This is a genomic window from Candidatus Krumholzibacteriia bacterium (assembly GCA_029865265.1).
GTDB lineage: Bacteria > Krumholzibacteriota > Krumholzibacteriia > WVZY01 > JAKEHA01 > JAKEHA01.
Genome location: JAOUHG010000030.1, coordinates 1 through 16,553, shown reverse-complemented (window position 1 = coordinate 16,553; position 16,553 = coordinate 1). Strand labels below are relative to the sequence as shown.

The window sequence follows — 16,553 nt, the reverse complement described above, 5'->3', positions numbered from 1 at the left end:
GTGAAAACACGAAGGCCCCGATCGTCCGCACGACCGGGGCCTTCGCTCTTGGCAGACCAGAGGAAGGTCTGTCTACGCGTCGTAATACAGGAAGAACTCGTACGGGTGCGGGCGCAGCGACATCGGCCCCACCTCGCGCTCGCGCTTGTAGTCGATCCACGTGCGCACGACATCCTCGGTGAACACGTCCCCCTTGAGCAGGAAGTCGTGATCCGCTTCGAGGGCGTCCAGCGCCTCGTTGAGCGACCCCGGCGACTTGGGCACCTTGGCCAGCTCTTCCGGCGGCAGGTCGTAGATGTTCTTGTCCAGCGGCTCGCCCGGATGGATCTTGTTCTGAATCCCGTCCAGACCCGCCATCGCCATGGCCGCAAAACCCAGGTACGGGTTGCAGGTGGGATCCGGGCAACGGAACTCCACGCGCTTCGCCTTGGGCGACTGCGAGTACATGGGGATACGCACCGCGGCGCTGCGGTTGCGCTGCGAATAGGCCAGGTTCACCGGCGCCTCGTAGCCCGGCACCAGCCGCTTGTAGCTGTTGGTGGTGGGGTTGGTGAACGCGCACAGCGCCTTGGCGTGCTTGATGAGTCCGCCAATATAATGAAGCGCCATGTCGCTGATACCCGCGTACTTGTTGCCGGCGAACAGCGGCGTGTCGCCCTTCCACAGACTCTGGTGACAGTGCATGCCGGACCCGTTGTCGCCGTAGATGGGCTTGGGCATGAAGGTCACCGTCTTGCCGTGCCGCTTGGCCACGTTGCGGATCACGTACTTGTAGATCAAGAGCTGGTCGGCCATGGTGGTGAGCGTGTCGAACTTGAGGTCGATCTCGCTCTGACCCGCCGTGGCCACCTCGTGGTGCTGCGCCTCCACCTCGATGCCGAGGTTCATGATCTCCATCATCATTTCGGTGCGCAGGTCGTGCAGCGAGTCCGCCGGCGGAACCGGAAAGTAACCTTCCTTGAAGCGCGGCTTGTAGCCCAGGTTGGGCTTCTCGTCGCGGCCCGAGTTCCACGAGCCCTCGCTCGAATCCAGGTAGAAGAACGACTGGTGCGGCGAGGCCTCGAAGCGCACGTCGTCAAAAATGAAGAACTCGGCCTCGGGGCCGAAGTAGATGTCGGTGGCGATGCCGGTGCTCTTCACGTACGCCTCCGCCTTCATGGCGATGGCGCGCGGGTCGCGCGAGAAGCGCTCCTTGGTGATGGGATCGAAGATGTTGCACGTGAGCGAGATCGTGGTCTCCTTCATGAACGGGTCGATGAAGGCCGTGTCCGAATCCGGAATCACGATCATGTCGCTCTCGTTGATGCTCTTCCATCCGCGGATGCTGGAACCGTCGAAACCGAAGCCCTCCTCGAAGGAGTCTTCCTTGAGTGAGGCGATGGGCAGGCTGAAATGCTGCCATGTGCCCGGGAAATCGATGAACTTGAGGTCGAGGATGCGCGCACCCTTGTCATGCGCGTACTTCAGGACCTCCTTTGGAGAACGCTTCTCCATCACACCATCCTCCTAAACGTAGAAATCGGGGGGAATCTGGCCGAAAGCCGTCACCAAAAAAGGAACCTTTACACCGGCCCATGGGGGGGGTCAACGGGGAACCTCGGGAGGCCCAAAATAGGTGTGGAAGACCGCGTGTTCAGCGCCCGCCGCGGCCCTCGAGGGCCACGATGGCCGGCCCCAGCGCCGCCAGCAGGTCGCCCGCGATGACGCCGCGCACCCCCCGGCTGCGGGCGGCGAGCTCCCCGGAGCGGCCGTGGACGAAACAGGCAACACACGTGGCATCAGCCACTTGTGCGGGTTGGAGGTCCGCCGAGGGCCCGGGGGCGACGCGGCGCAGGGATCCCACCGTCTGGGCGAGGAAGCTCGCTACCAGGCCGGTGAGCACGTCGCCGGTGCCGCCGGTGGCGAGAGCATTGGTTCCGGACCCGCTTATCCAGACATCGCCGGTGGGGCTGGCGACGAGCGCCGGTGCTCCCTTGAGCAGCAGCGTGACGCCGAGCTTCTTTGCGCTCTCGCGCGCAAACTTGATTCTGTCGAGCGACGCCGTGGGCACGCGCTCGCCGGTGAGGCGGTGCATCTCGCCGTCGTGCGGCGTGATGACGATGGGCGTCCTGGTCTTCTTGAAGTCGGCGGCGTTGCCCGCGAATGCGGTGAGCCCGTCGGCGTCAACCACCACCGGCTTGCCCGCCGACAACACGAACTCGCGCACGAAGGCATCGGTGCTGTCGTGGCGGCCGAGGCCAGGACCGATGGCGACCGCGTCCGCGCGCTCCAGGTACGGCTGCAGCACCGCGGCGGAAGCGGAAGGCGAAATGGTTCCCGCGCTGGTCTGCGGCAACGGCACGGTGATGGCCTCACGCAACGACACCATCGCGCTGCGGATGCCTTCCGGTACCGCGAGGTACAACATGCCGCACCCGCCACGCAGGGCGGCTTCCGCGGTGAGCAATGCCGCACCGCGGTAGGCATCGCTTCCGGCAATCACCAGCACCGTTCCCGCCTGGAACTTGTGGATGTCGGGCGCGCGCTGCGGCATGCGCAGCATCGCCTCGTTGTCGTCCAGCAGATAGAGCGGGTCGGAGTGCTTGGCAACGATCTCATCCGGAAAACCGATGTCGATGACGGCCACGCTGCCCACGTGCGCGCGGCCGGGATAGAACAGGAGACCCGTCTTGGGCGTGCCGATGGTGAGTGTCTGCATGGCACGCACCGCGTCACCCGGCGTCTGGCCGGTGTTGCCGTCCACACCGGAGGGGATGTCCACGCTCACCACGGGAACACCGCGCGCACCGGCGTTGTTCATGAGCGCAATCATCTCCGCCGCGCGCCCGCGCGGGGCGCCTGAGACACCGGTTCCAAACAACGTGTCGATGACGATGGAGACGTCGGCGAGATCCTCGCCCGCGCGCTGTGGGTAGTCGGGGCGCGAGGCGTCCAGCTCGTGCAGCGCCGAGGACTTCATGGCCGCGAGGCGCTGGTGGTTCTTGGTGGTGTCGGGGGTGAGCTCCGTGGCGGGCTTGAGGAGATGGATGGAGCACGACCAGCCGGCTTCAAGCAGGTAGCGCGCAACCACGAGGCCATCCCCGCCGTTGTTGCCGGGCCCCACGAAGACCACAGCCTTGCGCGGTCCCTGCGGCGCGTTGGCGTTGGCGAAGCCGGCCAGGATGGCCCGCGCCACCCCACGCCCGGCGCGCTCCATCAACTCGAGCCCGGGAACGACGTGGGCGATGGTCTCCTCGTCCACTTTCTGCATCTGCCTGGCGGTAAGAACACGCATGGGTGTCATTGTAGCGCCCGCGGGCGGCGTTGTCATCCGGGACTGCACGGCCCGTTTGACGGCGAAGATTCCGTTCTGGTAGCGTTCGGACCAGACCGGGTGAATAACACATGTCCAAAGTCATCATTTGTTCAATCGGCGTCTCTGTTGACGGCTTCGCTGCCGGCACCGACCAGAGTCTCCAGAATCCACTCGGGGTCCGCGGGCCCGAGTTGATGGAGTGGTTCTTCGACACGCGCGTGTTTCGTGCCATGCACGGCGGGGAAGGCGGCGAGACCGGCGTCGACAACCGCATAGCCGAGCGCGGATTTGAGAACATGGGCGCGTGGATTCTGGGGCGCAACATGTTCGGGCCCGTCCGCGGCCCCTGGCCCGACGACAGCTGGAAGGGCTGGTGGGGCGACGAGCCACCGTATCATGTGCCCACGTTCGTGCTCACACACCACGCGCGGCCATCGATCGAGATGAAGGGCGGGACCACTTTCCACTTTGTGACCGACGGCATCGAGGCCGCGCTTTCACGTGCGAAGAAAGCCGCGGGCAACCGCGACGTGAGAATCGGCGGCGGCGCGGCGACCATCCGCCAGTATCTCTCGGCCGGGCTGGTGGACGAGGCGCACTTCGCGTTGCGGCCGGTGGTGCTGGGAACCGGCGAGCACCTGTGGAACGGACTCGACCTGCGAGCACTGGGCTATAACGTTGCGGAAAACGTGGCCGGCGAGCGCGCGCTGCACGTCATCCTGCGCAAGTCCTGAGGGAGCGCATGCCTGGCATGATCCGAAAAGTCTGCATTGTGGGTGCTTCCGGCAAGCTCGGCCGCTACATGGTCCAGCACTGTCTCGGCCGCGGCTACGCGGTTACCGGCGTGTGCCGCGCGAAGAGCGTGCACAAGCTGGATCCTTTCAAGGACCGCATGACGATCATTCCGGGTGCCACCAACGACCGCGAGGTCATCCGGCGCGCCGTGGCGGATTGCGACGGGGTCCTCACCGTGCTCGTGCCGTGGGGGGTTCACGATTACTCGTCCGGAACCGCGCAGGCCGTGCTGGATTTCTCGCGGACCGATGCGCGCCTGGTGTTTTCCTGCGGCTGGCACATCACAAAGGATGGCAAGGACGTCTACTCGCCAGCCTTCAAGACGGTGGTCGCCGTCTTTTCCCGGCTGGCCCGGCTGGCCCGGCTGGTGGACATCGACGATCAGGTGGAGGCATGCCGCCGCATCTTCGCGAGCAGCAAGCGGTGGACGGTGGTTCGCGGCAGCGATCTCGAGGAAGGAGAGAGCCAGGGACTTCCGGTGTGGAGCCGTCACGTGGGCGATCCCATCCTCAAGAGCAACCGCACCCGCCGCGTCGACTATGCACTCTTCATGGTGGATGCGCTCACCAACGATGCCCTGGTTCACGAAGCACCCGCCATCGTCGGTTGCCAGACCGCTTCCGCTCTGGCGAACGCGCGTCGGGCCGACTAACGCGCGCCCGCGCCCTTGTTCAGCTTGTCCACGATGTCCACCAATTCGTAGATGTCGTTGATGTCGTAGTTGGCGCCGCTATCCTTGGACGCCTTGGTGTCGCCGTAGCGCGCGAACACGGTTACCATCCCCAGCTTGCCCGCGCCGGTGATGTCGCGCTCCGGCCAGTCGCCCACCATGATCGCGTCCGGCGGTGAGAGCTGAAAGTAGTCGAGCGCCCGCTGGAACGGCTTGGGGCTGGGCTTGCGCACGCCCGTGTCCTCGAAGGTCGTCACAAAGTCGAACATGTGGTGGAGTTGCAGGTAGCACAGCCGCAGCCACGCTTCCTTGCGCGGCGCGTCGGACACGACCCCCAGCTTGATGCCGCGCTTCATCAGCTCGATCAAGGTCACCTTGACGTGCGGGTAGAGCACCAGCGACGCCTCCTTGGCCCGCCGGTAGCCCACGATGCCCGCGGCGTGGATCTTGTAGTCCACCTGGCCGATCATCTCCTCGAGCGCGTGGTCGAACACGCTCTGGAACTCGATTCCCTCGCGCTCGTAGATGGCGTAGATCTTCTGCTTGATCTCCTCCGGGGGAAAACGCAGGCCCGCGTCGACCATGGCATCCACGGCGGCGTCCACGGCGTTCTCCTTCATGCGCATGAAATCGGTGAGGGTATTGTCGAGGTCGAAGATGACGGCTTTTATCATGGTGGCTATACTCGTCGTTCCCGTTCTCGCGGCCGGGGCCGCGTTGTTGTAAGATGGTGCCGGAGAGGACCTTATTCTAGTGGAAGAGACCACCCCACGCAACACCCCCCCCGACGTGTTCACCGCCGTGAACAACTACTTCCTGTTGTTCTTCTGCGCGAGCTGTGTGCTCTCCAGCATGTACATCCAGCAGCTCTTCGCGCTCCTGGAGCACTACCGGGTGGGCATCGGGGTGTCGTCGCTGCTCGGCATCATCATCCCGGTCTACCTGCTCACGCGTCGCTTCCCGGCCGGCATCCGCGGGCAGTTGCGCATCGCCCGGCCGCGCTGGCCGCGGCTGCTGCTGGTGATCGCCGCCACCGCGGGGGTCGTAGTGCTGGTGGACCAGATCTACGTGATCACCCAGCACTTCAGCCCCGTCCCGGACGACTACGCCGAGGCCATCCGCGAACTCAAACCCGAGGGGCCGCTGCAGTTCCTGGTGATCCTTATCGGGCTGTGCATGCTGGTGCCGCTGGCCGAGGAAGTGGTGTTTCGCGGCCTGATCCAGCAGATCTTCCAGCGCAACCTGGGCGCGCTGCTGGCGGTGGCGCTGTCCGGAGCGGTGTTCGGCGCGGTGCATCTGAACGCGCACCTGCTCATCAGCATCACCGTGTTCGGCTGGTACCTGGGGTGGGTGTACTACGCCACCGGCAACCTCACCTACACCATGGTCTCGCACGCACTCTTCAACCTGGCGGCGCTGGCGCAGTTGACGTGGTCCGATGACGCGGTGGACGGCGGACTGCCGATCTACCTGCAGGACACGCGCATCGTCGTGGGCGCGCTGGTGATCTTCGTCTTCCTGCTCTTCAAAATGAAAGAGGGAGGCCCCGAAACGGAACCTCCCTACACACAACCGGTCAACTGACGGACGGCGACTTACTTGACGGACGTGCTGATGTCACGTCCGACGCTGATCTCCCCGTTGTCGATTCTGATATTGAACCCACAGTCCGGGTTGTTGCACACCCACGCCTTGTACATGATGGGCGCGCCGTCGCGGCCGTAGTCAGACAGGGGCAACAGCAGGCCCTTGTTGCATTTCTGGCACGCTGGAAAAACTTTCTCCATATCGGCGCCGTCCACACGCCCCCGCATGAACGACATCGTCACCTCCCTTTCATCACCGGCCCCGACGCCCACTCGAACTAACTCCGAGTAAGACAATCTGTTGCGCTGCATCGGGGCAACGCGCGAATTATCCCGGCGGCCGCGGGGGGGTGTCAAGGGGTATGTCGGCGTGCCCTCATGAAATACGCTCAAGCCGCCCGGCGTTACAGCAACCGTTTCACCACGAACACGCCGACCATGGCGAACAGGATGGCCATCTTTCCCAGCGTGCCCACGATGAAGCCGATCCACGCCGCCACGCCGGCCTTGCCGGCCTGCATGAAATCGCGCCGCGCAATCAGCTCGCCCGCCACCGCGCCCACGAACGGCCCCAGCAGAATGCCGGTGATGCCGAAGAATACACCCACCGTGGTGCCGATGACCGCACCCCACATGGCCTGCTTGCTCGCGCCCACGCGCTTGACTCCCAGCGCGCTGGCGATGGCGTCCACCACGTAGGTGAGGCCCAGCAGCACGGCGATGATGATGAGCGTCCACATGCCGACGTACTGAAAGCCCTCCGCCCACGCGGCCAGCACCAGCCCGATGAACACCAGCGGGGCGCCGGGAAGCACGGGTGCTATCACACCGACGAAACCGGCCACCACGCAGATGGCGGCCAGGGACCATAAAATGATGGATTGGGTCATTGGTGCTACGCCTCGCGTTCAGCCCGGGCACGGCCCAGGAGGTCCATGACTTCCAGAACCGGCGCCCAGTGATCCAGGTATCCGTTGTCCAGGTGGGCCTCCTGCACCTTCAGCAAGCCGGCGACGTCTCGCAACAACGCGTCAACATGCTCATAGTTGAGGCCGGCGACGATATCCACGTCCTGCGTTGCGCGCGGGATGCCGTAGAGGGAACTCGCGAACGACCCGCCGATGAAATTTCGAATGCCAACGTCCTCGAACATACGCGCGAGCCGGGCCACGACCAGAGCTGGCTCGGCCACCATCAGTACCCCTCGACCTCGACATCCCAGCCGAAGGCCTTCTTAAGCAACCCGGGATCCATGGTGCGCGACGCGAGGCGCAACATGAGTTCGCGTTCGTCCGCATGGGGATGGTGCCGGCGAATGTCTATCAACGCCAGCTCGTTTACGGTGCGAATGAGGGAACAGACAATCGCGAACTTCTGGGCGGCCGACATGGCCCGGTAGCCCGCGACCATTCGCGCCTCAATGTCGGGGTGGGTCTCGTTGACAGGATCACCGATCATTGGCAGAGGATAACACAACCGGACGGCGTCAGGTCTTCAGCGTCTTCTTCTTGGCCTCGCCGTTAGCCGTCTGCAAGCGTGTCAGCGGCCAGCCATTACCTCGGAGAAAAGATCATACGCCCTGATTCGCACTTCATCAACTTCCAAAGAAGGCGTTTTGCGGTTCTTTCCCGGCCCAAGTACTTCGGGGTACGCCGCACGGGCCACTGACTTTGCACCGCGGATGACCACCAAGACATTCCCTCGAACAAAGAACGTATCGTTGGCCGAGTCCAGGTCGCAGTACACAGTGTACCTTCCAAGCGAATCGCCGTTGCGTCGAAAAACCTCAAAGGTGCCAATCCCATTCTCTGCAGGGACTCCAGACAGTTCCGCGGAGGGACGAACCATGAAACACCCCCGACCCAACCAATGGACGGACGCCACACGTAGCACCGTACTGTTCGGGGATTGAATGTGAGCTCTCTCGACGAAGGATAGGTAGCGATCTTCATCGCCATTCCATTCCGGAAGGTCGATCGATTGACTCACACCATCCACTGGATGGCCAATAAAAACACGATACTCGCCACTCGGGTCGGCATAAATGATGGTGCCATCCTCGGCTATGTCCCATCCGTACACCGCAAAGGAAGCGCCGCTCGAGGTTCTTACCGCACCCGTTTCGAAACCTCCAGGGTTCTCAGAAAACAGTTCTGTGGCGCTGCCATCGGCCCGCAATCGGGTGACGAAACTCACGGGTTCATACTGCGCAAAGGAATCGCTGACCTCCCTACGACTGCCGAGCCCAGAAAGAATTAGTTCGTCGGCACGCCCGAACTCGGCCCGTACCCATATCACGCTCGCATACCCTCTTCTAAGCGAAGATATGTCGTATGGATCGCACAGATTCCCCGCGGGGGTAAAGCACGGCGCCCTGTTCGAGATACCCTGGATCACAGCGCACTTTCCACCTGAGGCATTGGCCAGTTTCGATGGCCCGCTAATATCGCCGGGTCCTTCCCCTTCTCTTCCCAACGCCGGAAGCTCTAAGCCAGTTAGGGTTATGCGGCGAACATTACAATTTTGCTGGTCAAGAACATACACAACACTGTCGCCGACTGCTACGTCCGCGACGACGCCGAGCGGCCCCGCCATCACCTCGTCCGAAAGATCGAAGAGCATGACAGGCTTGTGGATGGACGGGGCCACGGTCTTCGGGACTGCAGCGGCACCGCTGATCAGCGCAGACACAAGTAGCGCCACGGTCCCAGCGACCTGCTTCTTCATCAGGACGTGTAGTTGCACCAATGAGAAACTTGCTGCTGCGCCTGCATGACGTTCCACGCTTCCCATGTACAAGTGCTTCCAGTCGCCCACATGTCGATTACGCAGTGATCATATGCGGTTTGCCAGCCATAAAGCGACACAACTCGGCGTCAGGTCTTCAGCGTCTTCTTCTTGGCGGCCGGGAACAGCACGTTGTTGAGGATCAAACGGTAGCCCGGCGAGTTGACGTGGAGATTGAGGTCGGTGGGCGGGTCGCCGACGGCGTGCTGGTAGTCTTCCGGGTCGTGGCCGCCCAGAAAGGTGAACGTGCCGCGGCCCGCATTGCCGTGCAGGTACTTGACATCGTCGTGCACCGCGTCTTCGCCCAGGATCACCACGCTCTTCTTGACCACCTGCTTGCGAAAGCCCGTGGTCTGCCCCAGGAAACCCTTCACGAAGCTCACGTGATTCTGGGTGAGCATGGCGGGCACCGGGTCGTACTTGGCGGAGAACTCGAACAGCGTAAAATAGTCTGCGTCGCTGCCGCGCGCGGTGGCGTAGTCGCTGGTGTCGATGTCGGAGAACTCGTACACCAGCGGGCTCGTTACCAGCTTGAAGCCCGTGAACGCGAAGCAGCGGTCGTAGTCCAGCCTGTCCTGGAAGCCCGGCGTGATGCCGTCGTAGTCGAACTCCTGCGCCACGATGTCCACACCCGCCGCCGAGAGCGCGATGTCGTAGGTGTCGCACGCCGAGCACATGGCAAACAGGAAGCCGCCATTCTGCACGTAGTCACGAATCTTGTTGGTGACCGCCTTCTTCTCGTCGGACACCTTGGTGAAACCCAGCCTGCGCGCGCGCGCCTCGGAGTCGCGCTGGTCGGCCTGGTACCAGTCGGTGTGGCGGTAGGCCGCGTAGAACTTGCCGTACTGGCCGGTGAAGTCCTCATGATGAAGGTGCAGCCAGTCGTACTCGGGGAGCTTTCCCGCCAGCACCTCCTCGTCGAACACGCGCGCGTAGGGAATCTCCGCGTACTCCATGGCCAGCATGACGGCGTCGTCCCACGGCTGCTTGAGCGTGGGCACGTACACCGCCACCCTGGGCGCCTTCTCCAGTCGCACCGTCTCCATGTTGTTCTGCGCGATCTCCGCTGTGATCTGCGCCACGTCGGAACCGCTCACCATTTCGAACGACACGTTCTTGAGCCGCGCGTCCAGAATGACGGCCTCGGTGGCCGGCATGAGAAAGCTGCCGCCGCGGTAGTTCAAGAGCCAGTCCACCGTCTGCCCGCGCTCGAGGGCGTGGTACGCGAGCCCGTATGCCTTGAGGTGGTTGGTCTGCTTCAAGTCCATGGGAACGAGGATCTGCTGGGCGAAGGCGGGGGCACCCACGACCACCAGCGTGACGACCGTGACAATCCAAGACAAGCTACGGCGCATACGTCGCCCCCTGTTGCATGGCGCGTACGCGGGTGATATCGCGGCGGATGTCGTCGAGGAGTGCGTACTCGGGGTACGACATCAATACCTGCTCGTACTCGTGCAGCGCTCGCTCGTACTGTCCCAGGCCCACTTCGTACACGCGGCCGATGGCGCGCAGCACCACCGGCGACATCTCGTTGTCCGGGTAGTCGTCGAGGAAGCGCCGGAACGCGGCGATGGCGGCGTCGTTGCTGCCGCGGTCGAACAGCAGCAGTCCCATCTCGTGCAACGCGCGCGGGCGCACCGGGTCGTCCAGGCCGCGGCCGCCGATGCTCTGGTAGCGCACCAGCATGGTCGTGGTGTCGCCCACCATGTCCGCCTTGCGCGCGGCGAACCAGTCGTCAAGCGACTGCGACTTGTACATATTCGCCTCTTCGATCACCCACGCCGTCTCGATGGCGTCGTTGGAGTACGCCGACGACGGCGCCAACTCAGCCAGCGCCGTGAGCGTGTCGCGCGCCAGCGAGTACTCCTTCTTCACGGCCAGGTTGACGCCGGTGTAGTACAGCCCCGCCTGCGCCAGGTCGGGATTGCCTGCGCGGGTGAGCGCCCTGAGGTAGTTGTCGGCATCCGCGGTGCGGTCGTCACCGATGTACACCTCGGCGATGCGCGCCGCGAAGGTTCCGCCCAGCCGCCGCGCGTTCACCGAACCCGACTTGTAGGCGTTGAGCGCTTCGTCGGGGCGCTTGAGTTTCTTGAGCAGCACGTCGCCGCGTTCGATGTACGCCTGCTCCGCGAGTTCCGAACCCGGGAAGCGCCGCGAGATGTCCTCGTACTCCTTCACCGCGCGCTCCAGGTATGCCGCGCGCTCGGTGGCCGGCACCGCCGGGTTCATGCCGGAGCCGTACTGGGTGTAGATGTCGGCGAGGATCCACTTGGCGCGGTCGATGTCGGGCGCCTTCTCGTGCCCGTGCACGTACGCCTCCGACGCGCGCAGCCCGAGGTCGAGGTAGCGCGCGCGCTGCGGGCGCGGCTGGGTGGCGGTGCGGTTCATGGCGTCCTCGGCCAGTGCCAGCAGCGTGGTGCCGTCGGACGACTTGTCGGCGTCGGCGCGCAGCGCCATGTCGAGCGCGTTCTCCAACAGCCCGCTCTCCAGGTAGAAAGCGGCCAGCACGTCCATGGCGGCAAAGCCGTCGTTGCCGCTCTTGTTGGCGCGTGTGTTGAGGTAGGCCACCAGCGCGTCCTGACCGGTGTCCGCGTCGCGCAGCACTTCGATCATGCGCGCGCGCACCAGCCGGTAGCTGCGCGGCTCCGCCACCACGAAGTCGAGGTACTGGTCCAGCGCCTTCTTGTTATCGCCCGCCTGCTTGTAGAGCGTGGCAATTTCCAGCGTGAGCGCCTGGTTCTTCGGGTTGCGCTTGCGGCCCTGCTCGAGGATGTCGATGGCCTCGTCGGTGCGGCCCAGGTCGCGCAGCGCGCCCGCGACAATCTTGTACGCGCCGATGTTGTAGTTGTTGGCCTCGAGGATGCGGTTGAAGAGCTGCATGGCCTCGCGCTCGCGCCCGTCGGTGAAGTAGATGGAACCCAGCGACTTGCCCGCATCGAGGTTCATGGGGTTGGACTGCAGCGCCGCCTTATAATAGAACACCGCGGAGTCCGCCTTGCCCACCACCTGCATGCCGTAGCCCAGGCGCGAGAGAATGTCGTCGCGGCCCGGGTAGCGCGCGTTGAGCTGGTGCAGCAGCGCAATGGCGGCGTCGGGGTTGACGGCCATGAGGCGCGAGGCCTCCATGATGTCGGCGCTCACCGTGAGCGGATCGGCGCGGAAGGGGCGCGGCGCCCGTTGCTGTTGCTGCGCGGCCGCGGACGCGGCCAGCACCAGCACGGCGCATGCTGCAAACAGAAACCGGAACTTCACGTCAGTTGCCCCGCGGTGCGGCGTCGGCCGGCGATTCGTCCGCGAGTGCGCGGAAGTACATGCGGATCAGGTCTTCGAACTCGCCCGGCGCCTTGAGCTGCATGGCGCGCTGGATCTCGTCGCGCAGCGACTGCGCGTCGGCGCTCTCGGGACGGCGCCCCAGCGTGCGCGAGAACACCTCGTCGGCGGTCATGCTCTCGCGTTCCTTCTCGTAGTCGCGCGTGTGCACGGAGCGCTCGGCGTCGAGCATGCGCGAGAGGATGCGCTGCTGGCGGCTCACCAGGTCGTCGTTGAGGTTGCCCTGCTTGAGGCTCTCCACCACCGCTTCCATGTCCTGGATGGCGCGGTCCAGCTTGCCCAGCGGCTGTTGCTCGCCCCGCATGGACTCCTGAATCTGCTTGGCAATCTCCTGCAACGAGCGCTGCTCTCCCGCCAGACGGTCCAGTTGCGCCTGCCGCTGCTGGCGCAGCGCCTCCTCGGCAATGCGCATCTGCATCATGGACTGCGTTTCTTTAATGATGTCCTGCTGGCGCGGGATCATGGACTGCAGCATCTGCTGCGCGCTCGGTTTGCCCTGCCCGCTCTGTCCCGACGAGCAACTTTGCGCGCTGCGCAGCATTTCGATGGTGGCCTTGTTGAGCGACTCCACCGCGTTGCTGGCGTGCGCCGTGCTCATGTACGGCTTGTTCTGTTCGAGGAACAGCATGGAACTCTGCATGCGGTTGATGGCCTCGCCCAGCGACTCCATGAGCGCGGGCGGCACCATCATGGACATCATGCCGATCTTCATGACCTCGTCCGCCACCTTCTCGGTGGCCTGCAGGTAGCTCAACTGGTCTTCGGCGAAGTTGTCCCACGACGACGGGTCGCTCTCGCGCACCGCTCCCTCCTTGAGCCCGCCGGCCAGCGCCTCCTGGCGGAACGACAGGTCCAGCGTCTGGCGCGCAAACTTCTGGAAGTTGGCCGCCATCTGCTGGTTCTGGTTCTGCTGCATGGACTGCTGCGCCTGCTGCGCGCGTTTGAACAGGCTCACCATCTTGTCCATGGCCTCCTGCTGCTGCTGCATGGCCTGCTGGCGCTGCTGCTGCTGGAGGTTCTGCGCGGCGTTCTCCATGTTCTCCTGCGGGCCCTCGGGCGACTTCATGTCCTCGGACATCTGCTGTAGTTCCTTCGACACCTGTTGGTCGTCCATCTCGCCGGCGAGGTCCTCCGCCGACTTCTGCATCTCCGCCGCCTGCTTGGCCAGTTCTTCCTGCCGCTCGGACAGTTCGTTCATCTTGGCGCCGTCCTGGTCGGATGCGTCGCCGGTCTCCTCGTTGAGGTCGGCCTGCTTCTCCATGAGGTCCTGCGCCTTGCGGACCATCTCCTCCATCTTCTGTTCCTTCTGCAGCTGCTTGAGCAGGCTCGCCGTGCGCTCCAGGCGCTCCAGCATCTCCTCGGTGTTGAGCTCCAGGTTCTCCAGCGCCTGGCGCACGTCCTGCGGGCTCATCTTCTCCATGGCCTGGCGCAGCTCTTCCATGTACTTCTGCAACTCGGCGGAGTTGATCTCGTCCATCAGCTCGCGAATCTCTTCCAGCTTCTTGCCGATTTCCTGCGTGGTCATCTCGTTGTCGGAGAGCTGCTGCAGGGTCTTGTCGAGCGACTCCTTCACCTCGGAGAGTTTCTCCTGCACCGACTTCTGGTTCTCGATGGCGCGGTCGAGTTCCTTCTTCTGCGACCACTCCATTTTTTCGGTCTTCAGGTACTCGCGGGAGATCTTCTCCAGCTGCTCGCTCAACTGCTTGCTATCCTCGATGGCGCTCTCCAGCGCCTCGGCGCGCTTGCTCTCGTCTTCGCGCGCGTTGTCGTACAGCTCGGCAATGGTGGGCATGGTGATGTGGAATATCTTGCTGCGCGCCACCCCCGGCCCGGTGACCACGTTGTTGTCCGCCACCTCCACGTAGTACTCCACCGCGTTGCCCGGGAAGAGGGTGATGCCGGAGAGGTCCCATCGGTAGGCCACCGCCAGTTCCTTCCGGTTCTTCTGCTCTCCCAGCGGCACGGTGATGCGCGAGAACTCGTCCGCGCCGGTGCGGCGGTGGTGCAGCGTGGCGCGGGTGACGCCGTAGTCGTCCGCGGCCACAAAGCCAATGTCCACCTGCTGCGTGCGCGGCATGTCGGTGTCTTCGCCGGGCTCCAGCACGTCCACGCTGGGCGGGTTGTCCTGGAAGACCTCAATGGTATAGGTGAGCGGATCGCGGGTGGCGAAGCCCAGCGAGTCCTCCAGCAGTACGCGGTACTGACCGTCCGCGAGTGCCGCGAACTCGAACGACAGGTCGCGACCCTCGTGCGCCACCGGCTTCCTGTCGGTGGCGCCGAACTGCACCCACGCCGCGCGCAACGGGTTGTTGCTGCGCGCCTCCACCTTGACCTGCGTGCCCTCCAGCGCCTGCACGTTGCCGGCGTTGTCGGTGAGCGTGGTGACGGGCTCGCCCGTATACGCGGGCGGTGTCAGCGTCACGCGCACATCGGTGAGAATGGGCTCGTGCACCACGGTGATGGTGTACGTGCGGCTCTTGTAGTTTCCCGCCTGGAAGTAGTACGACGTGGTGTTGCGGATGTCCTTGAAGGTGTAGTCGTAGCGGTCGAACGCCAGCTCCGCGGCCGGGTCGCGGCGCACGATCTGCGTGGGCTCGGTCTTCCAGAAATCCGCCGACAGATTAAAGGATACTTCCACCGGCATGTCGCTCTCGCCCAGGTCGAGGCCGCTCACGGTGACATCGCTGCCCGCCAGCACGGTCACGTTGCCCGGCTGCGCCTGGATGTTGGGGCCGTGCGGCGCGGCGGCGATCTCCGCCGGCGAAATCACGCGGCGCCCGGCGTCGGTGACGATGCGCGGGTTGAAGAGCGAGATGCCCAGCAGCACCACCAGTCCGCCCAGCGCCACCGGAACCAGCGCGAGCTGGCGCCGGTCGAGGAAAATGGAGCGCACACGAATGCCGGAGAGCCGCTCCACCGCCTGGCGGATGACTTCCTTGACCAGTTCGGGCGAGTAGCGCTGCGAAGCCTTCTCGTCGCGGCTGAACTCGAAGCCGGCGCGCACCAGTTCCTTCAGGTCCTGCCGGCGCTCGATCTCATTTGCAAGCCGGTCTACCCCGGGCATGCGGACCAGCGGCACCACGATGAACCACGTCACCATGGCGACGATGGCGGCAACCGCAATGCGCGCCACCCACGTGGCCACCGCGAGACTGGGTGCGGAAACGAACGCGGACCAGATGACGATGGCGAGCAGAATCCACGCCACGCCCGCGAGAACGCTCACCAGACCGGCGCCGAAGTGCAGTGCGGCCGCGCGCAGCAGAATCGCTCGAAGGTACCCGCGCAGGGCGTCGTTGGCGGCCGGTTTCATCGCGTCTCTCTTTCCGTCACAGGAGCACGCTCTGGGTGAGCGCGTACATGAGGACGTTGGTTGCCATCTTCATGGCGAGTTCGCGCTTGGCGGGCGGATCCCTGTGCACATCCGGATCTTCCAGGCCATCACCGATGTCGGACTCGTACGAATAGAAAATCACCAGGCGGTCGTCGACGGTGACGCCGAATGCCTGCGGCGGCTTGCCGTCGTGCTCGTGAATCTTGGGCAGCCCCGGCAGGTCGTAGAAACAGTGAAAGATGGGGTGGTCCGCGGAGAGCTCCTCGAAGGGGCGGTCCGGGAACACGTCGCGCACCATGGCGCGAAACGACGCGTCCATCCCGTAGTTGTCGTTGGCGTACAGGAAGCCACCGTCTTCCAGGTAGGCACGCAGCGCGTCGCGCTCCTCGTGCGAGAGCTTCACCGTGCCGTGGCCGGTCATGTACAGAAACGGATACGCGCGCAGGTTCTCGTCGGTGAGGGTGACCACCTTCTCTTCCTTGAAGGTCTTCACCCCGGTGCGGCGCTCGAACTCGGAGAGCCAGTTGGGAATGGACGAGGGGTCCGCATACCAGTCGCCGCCGCCCGCGTACTTGAGCCGCGCGATGCGCACGCTGTACTCCTCGGCGGGGTCGCCCTTGACGGCCTGGGCGCTCGCCACGGCCGGCGCGAAAACCGCGCCCGCCATCGCCACCGCCAGCACTGCCAAAAAGGGGTTCCGCATCATGTAACTCCGTGACATCAATTATAGTTAACCGCGCGGGTATCTGCAAA

Annotated in this window: 15 protein-coding genes; 3 read left to right on the top strand and 12 right to left on the bottom strand. The window is 64.3% G+C overall.

What is annotated here, in order from left to right:
• Positions 1-72: 72 nt before the first annotated feature.
• Together glnA and OEX18_12105 are read right to left on the bottom strand one after the other, a co-directional pair.
• Complete coding sequence (gene glnA, locus OEX18_12110) at positions 73-1,494, bottom strand: type I glutamate--ammonia ligase (protein ID MDH4338007.1); 1,422 nt, start codon at positions 1,492-1,494, stop codon at positions 73-75.
• 139 nt (positions 1,495-1,633) lie between these two features.
• Positions 1,634-3,274, bottom strand: a complete 1,641-nt coding sequence (locus OEX18_12105) for an NAD(P)H-hydrate dehydratase (protein MDH4338006.1) — start codon at positions 3,272-3,274, stop codon at positions 1,634-1,636.
• 110 nt (positions 3,275-3,384) lie between these two features.
• Here OEX18_12105 and OEX18_12100 point away from each other — a divergent pair, with 110 nt between their 5' ends.
• Complete coding sequence (locus tag OEX18_12100; GenBank protein ID MDH4338005.1) at positions 3,385-4,029, top strand: dihydrofolate reductase family protein; 645 nt, start codon at positions 3,385-3,387, stop codon at positions 4,027-4,029.
• A gap of 17 nt (positions 4,030-4,046) precedes the next feature.
• A complete protein-coding gene (locus tag OEX18_12095) occupies positions 4,047-4,742 on the top strand; it encodes an NAD(P)H-binding protein (protein ID MDH4338004.1) in 696 nt (231 codons plus the stop codon).
• Here the strand turns inward: OEX18_12095 and OEX18_12090 are convergent.
• On the bottom strand, positions 4,739-5,434 hold the full coding sequence (locus tag OEX18_12090) for an HAD-IA family hydrolase (protein ID MDH4338003.1): 696 nt from the start codon (positions 5,432-5,434) through the stop codon (positions 4,739-4,741). The genes OEX18_12095 and OEX18_12090 overlap by 4 nt on opposite strands.
• Positions 5,435-5,513: 79 nt before the next feature.
• Here OEX18_12090 and OEX18_12085 point away from each other — a divergent pair, with 79 nt between their 5' ends.
• Positions 5,514-6,344 carry a CPBP family intramembrane metalloprotease gene (locus tag OEX18_12085; GenBank protein ID MDH4338002.1) on the top strand — a complete coding sequence of 277 codons (831 nt, stop codon included), beginning with the start codon at positions 5,514-5,516 and terminating at the stop codon, positions 6,342-6,344.
• 11 nt (positions 6,345-6,355) lie between these two features.
• Here OEX18_12085 and OEX18_12080 read toward each other — a convergent pair whose 3' ends face one another.
• The 9 genes from OEX18_12080 to OEX18_12040 form a co-directional block, all read right to left on the bottom strand.
• Positions 6,356-6,583 (bottom strand): hypothetical protein, encoded by a 228-nt coding sequence (locus OEX18_12080; GenBank protein ID MDH4338001.1) that lies wholly within the window; start codon positions 6,581-6,583, stop codon positions 6,356-6,358.
• A gap of 167 nt (positions 6,584-6,750) precedes the next feature.
• Entirely contained in the window at positions 6,751-7,236 is a 486-nt protein-coding gene (locus OEX18_12075; GenBank protein MDH4338000.1) for a DUF456 family protein, read from the bottom strand.
• A 5-nt stretch (positions 7,237-7,241) separates the two neighbouring features.
• The gene (locus OEX18_12070) at positions 7,242-7,541 is read right to left on the bottom strand and encodes a hypothetical protein (GenBank protein ID MDH4337999.1); all 300 of its coding nucleotides are present in this window, start codon (positions 7,539-7,541) and stop codon (positions 7,242-7,244) included.
• Positions 7,541-7,804, bottom strand: a complete 264-nt coding sequence (locus OEX18_12065) for a hypothetical protein (protein ID MDH4337998.1) — start codon at positions 7,802-7,804, stop codon at positions 7,541-7,543. Before OEX18_12065 ends, OEX18_12070 begins: the two co-directional genes overlap by 1 nt.
• Positions 7,805-7,885: 81 nt before the next feature.
• Positions 7,886-9,073 carry a hypothetical protein gene (locus tag OEX18_12060; protein MDH4337997.1) on the bottom strand — a complete coding sequence of 396 codons (1,188 nt, stop codon included), beginning with the start codon at positions 9,071-9,073 and terminating at the stop codon, positions 7,886-7,888.
• 149 nt (positions 9,074-9,222) lie between these two features.
• Positions 9,223-10,401, bottom strand: a complete 1,179-nt coding sequence (locus OEX18_12055) for an asparagine synthetase B (GenBank protein ID MDH4337996.1) — start codon at positions 10,399-10,401, stop codon at positions 9,223-9,225.
• A 76-nt stretch (positions 10,402-10,477) separates the two neighbouring features.
• Complete coding sequence (locus tag OEX18_12050) at positions 10,478-12,388, bottom strand: tetratricopeptide repeat protein (GenBank protein ID MDH4337995.1); 1,911 nt, start codon at positions 12,386-12,388, stop codon at positions 10,478-10,480.
• Between the two features lies 1 nt (position 12,389).
• Positions 12,390-15,779, bottom strand: a complete 3,390-nt coding sequence (locus tag OEX18_12045) for a DUF4175 family protein (GenBank protein ID MDH4337994.1) — start codon at positions 15,777-15,779, stop codon at positions 12,390-12,392.
• A 16-nt stretch (positions 15,780-15,795) separates the two neighbouring features.
• Positions 15,796-16,506 (bottom strand): DUF4159 domain-containing protein, encoded by a 711-nt coding sequence (locus OEX18_12040; GenBank protein ID MDH4337993.1) that lies wholly within the window; start codon positions 16,504-16,506, stop codon positions 15,796-15,798.
• Positions 16,507-16,553 lie beyond the last annotated feature (47 nt).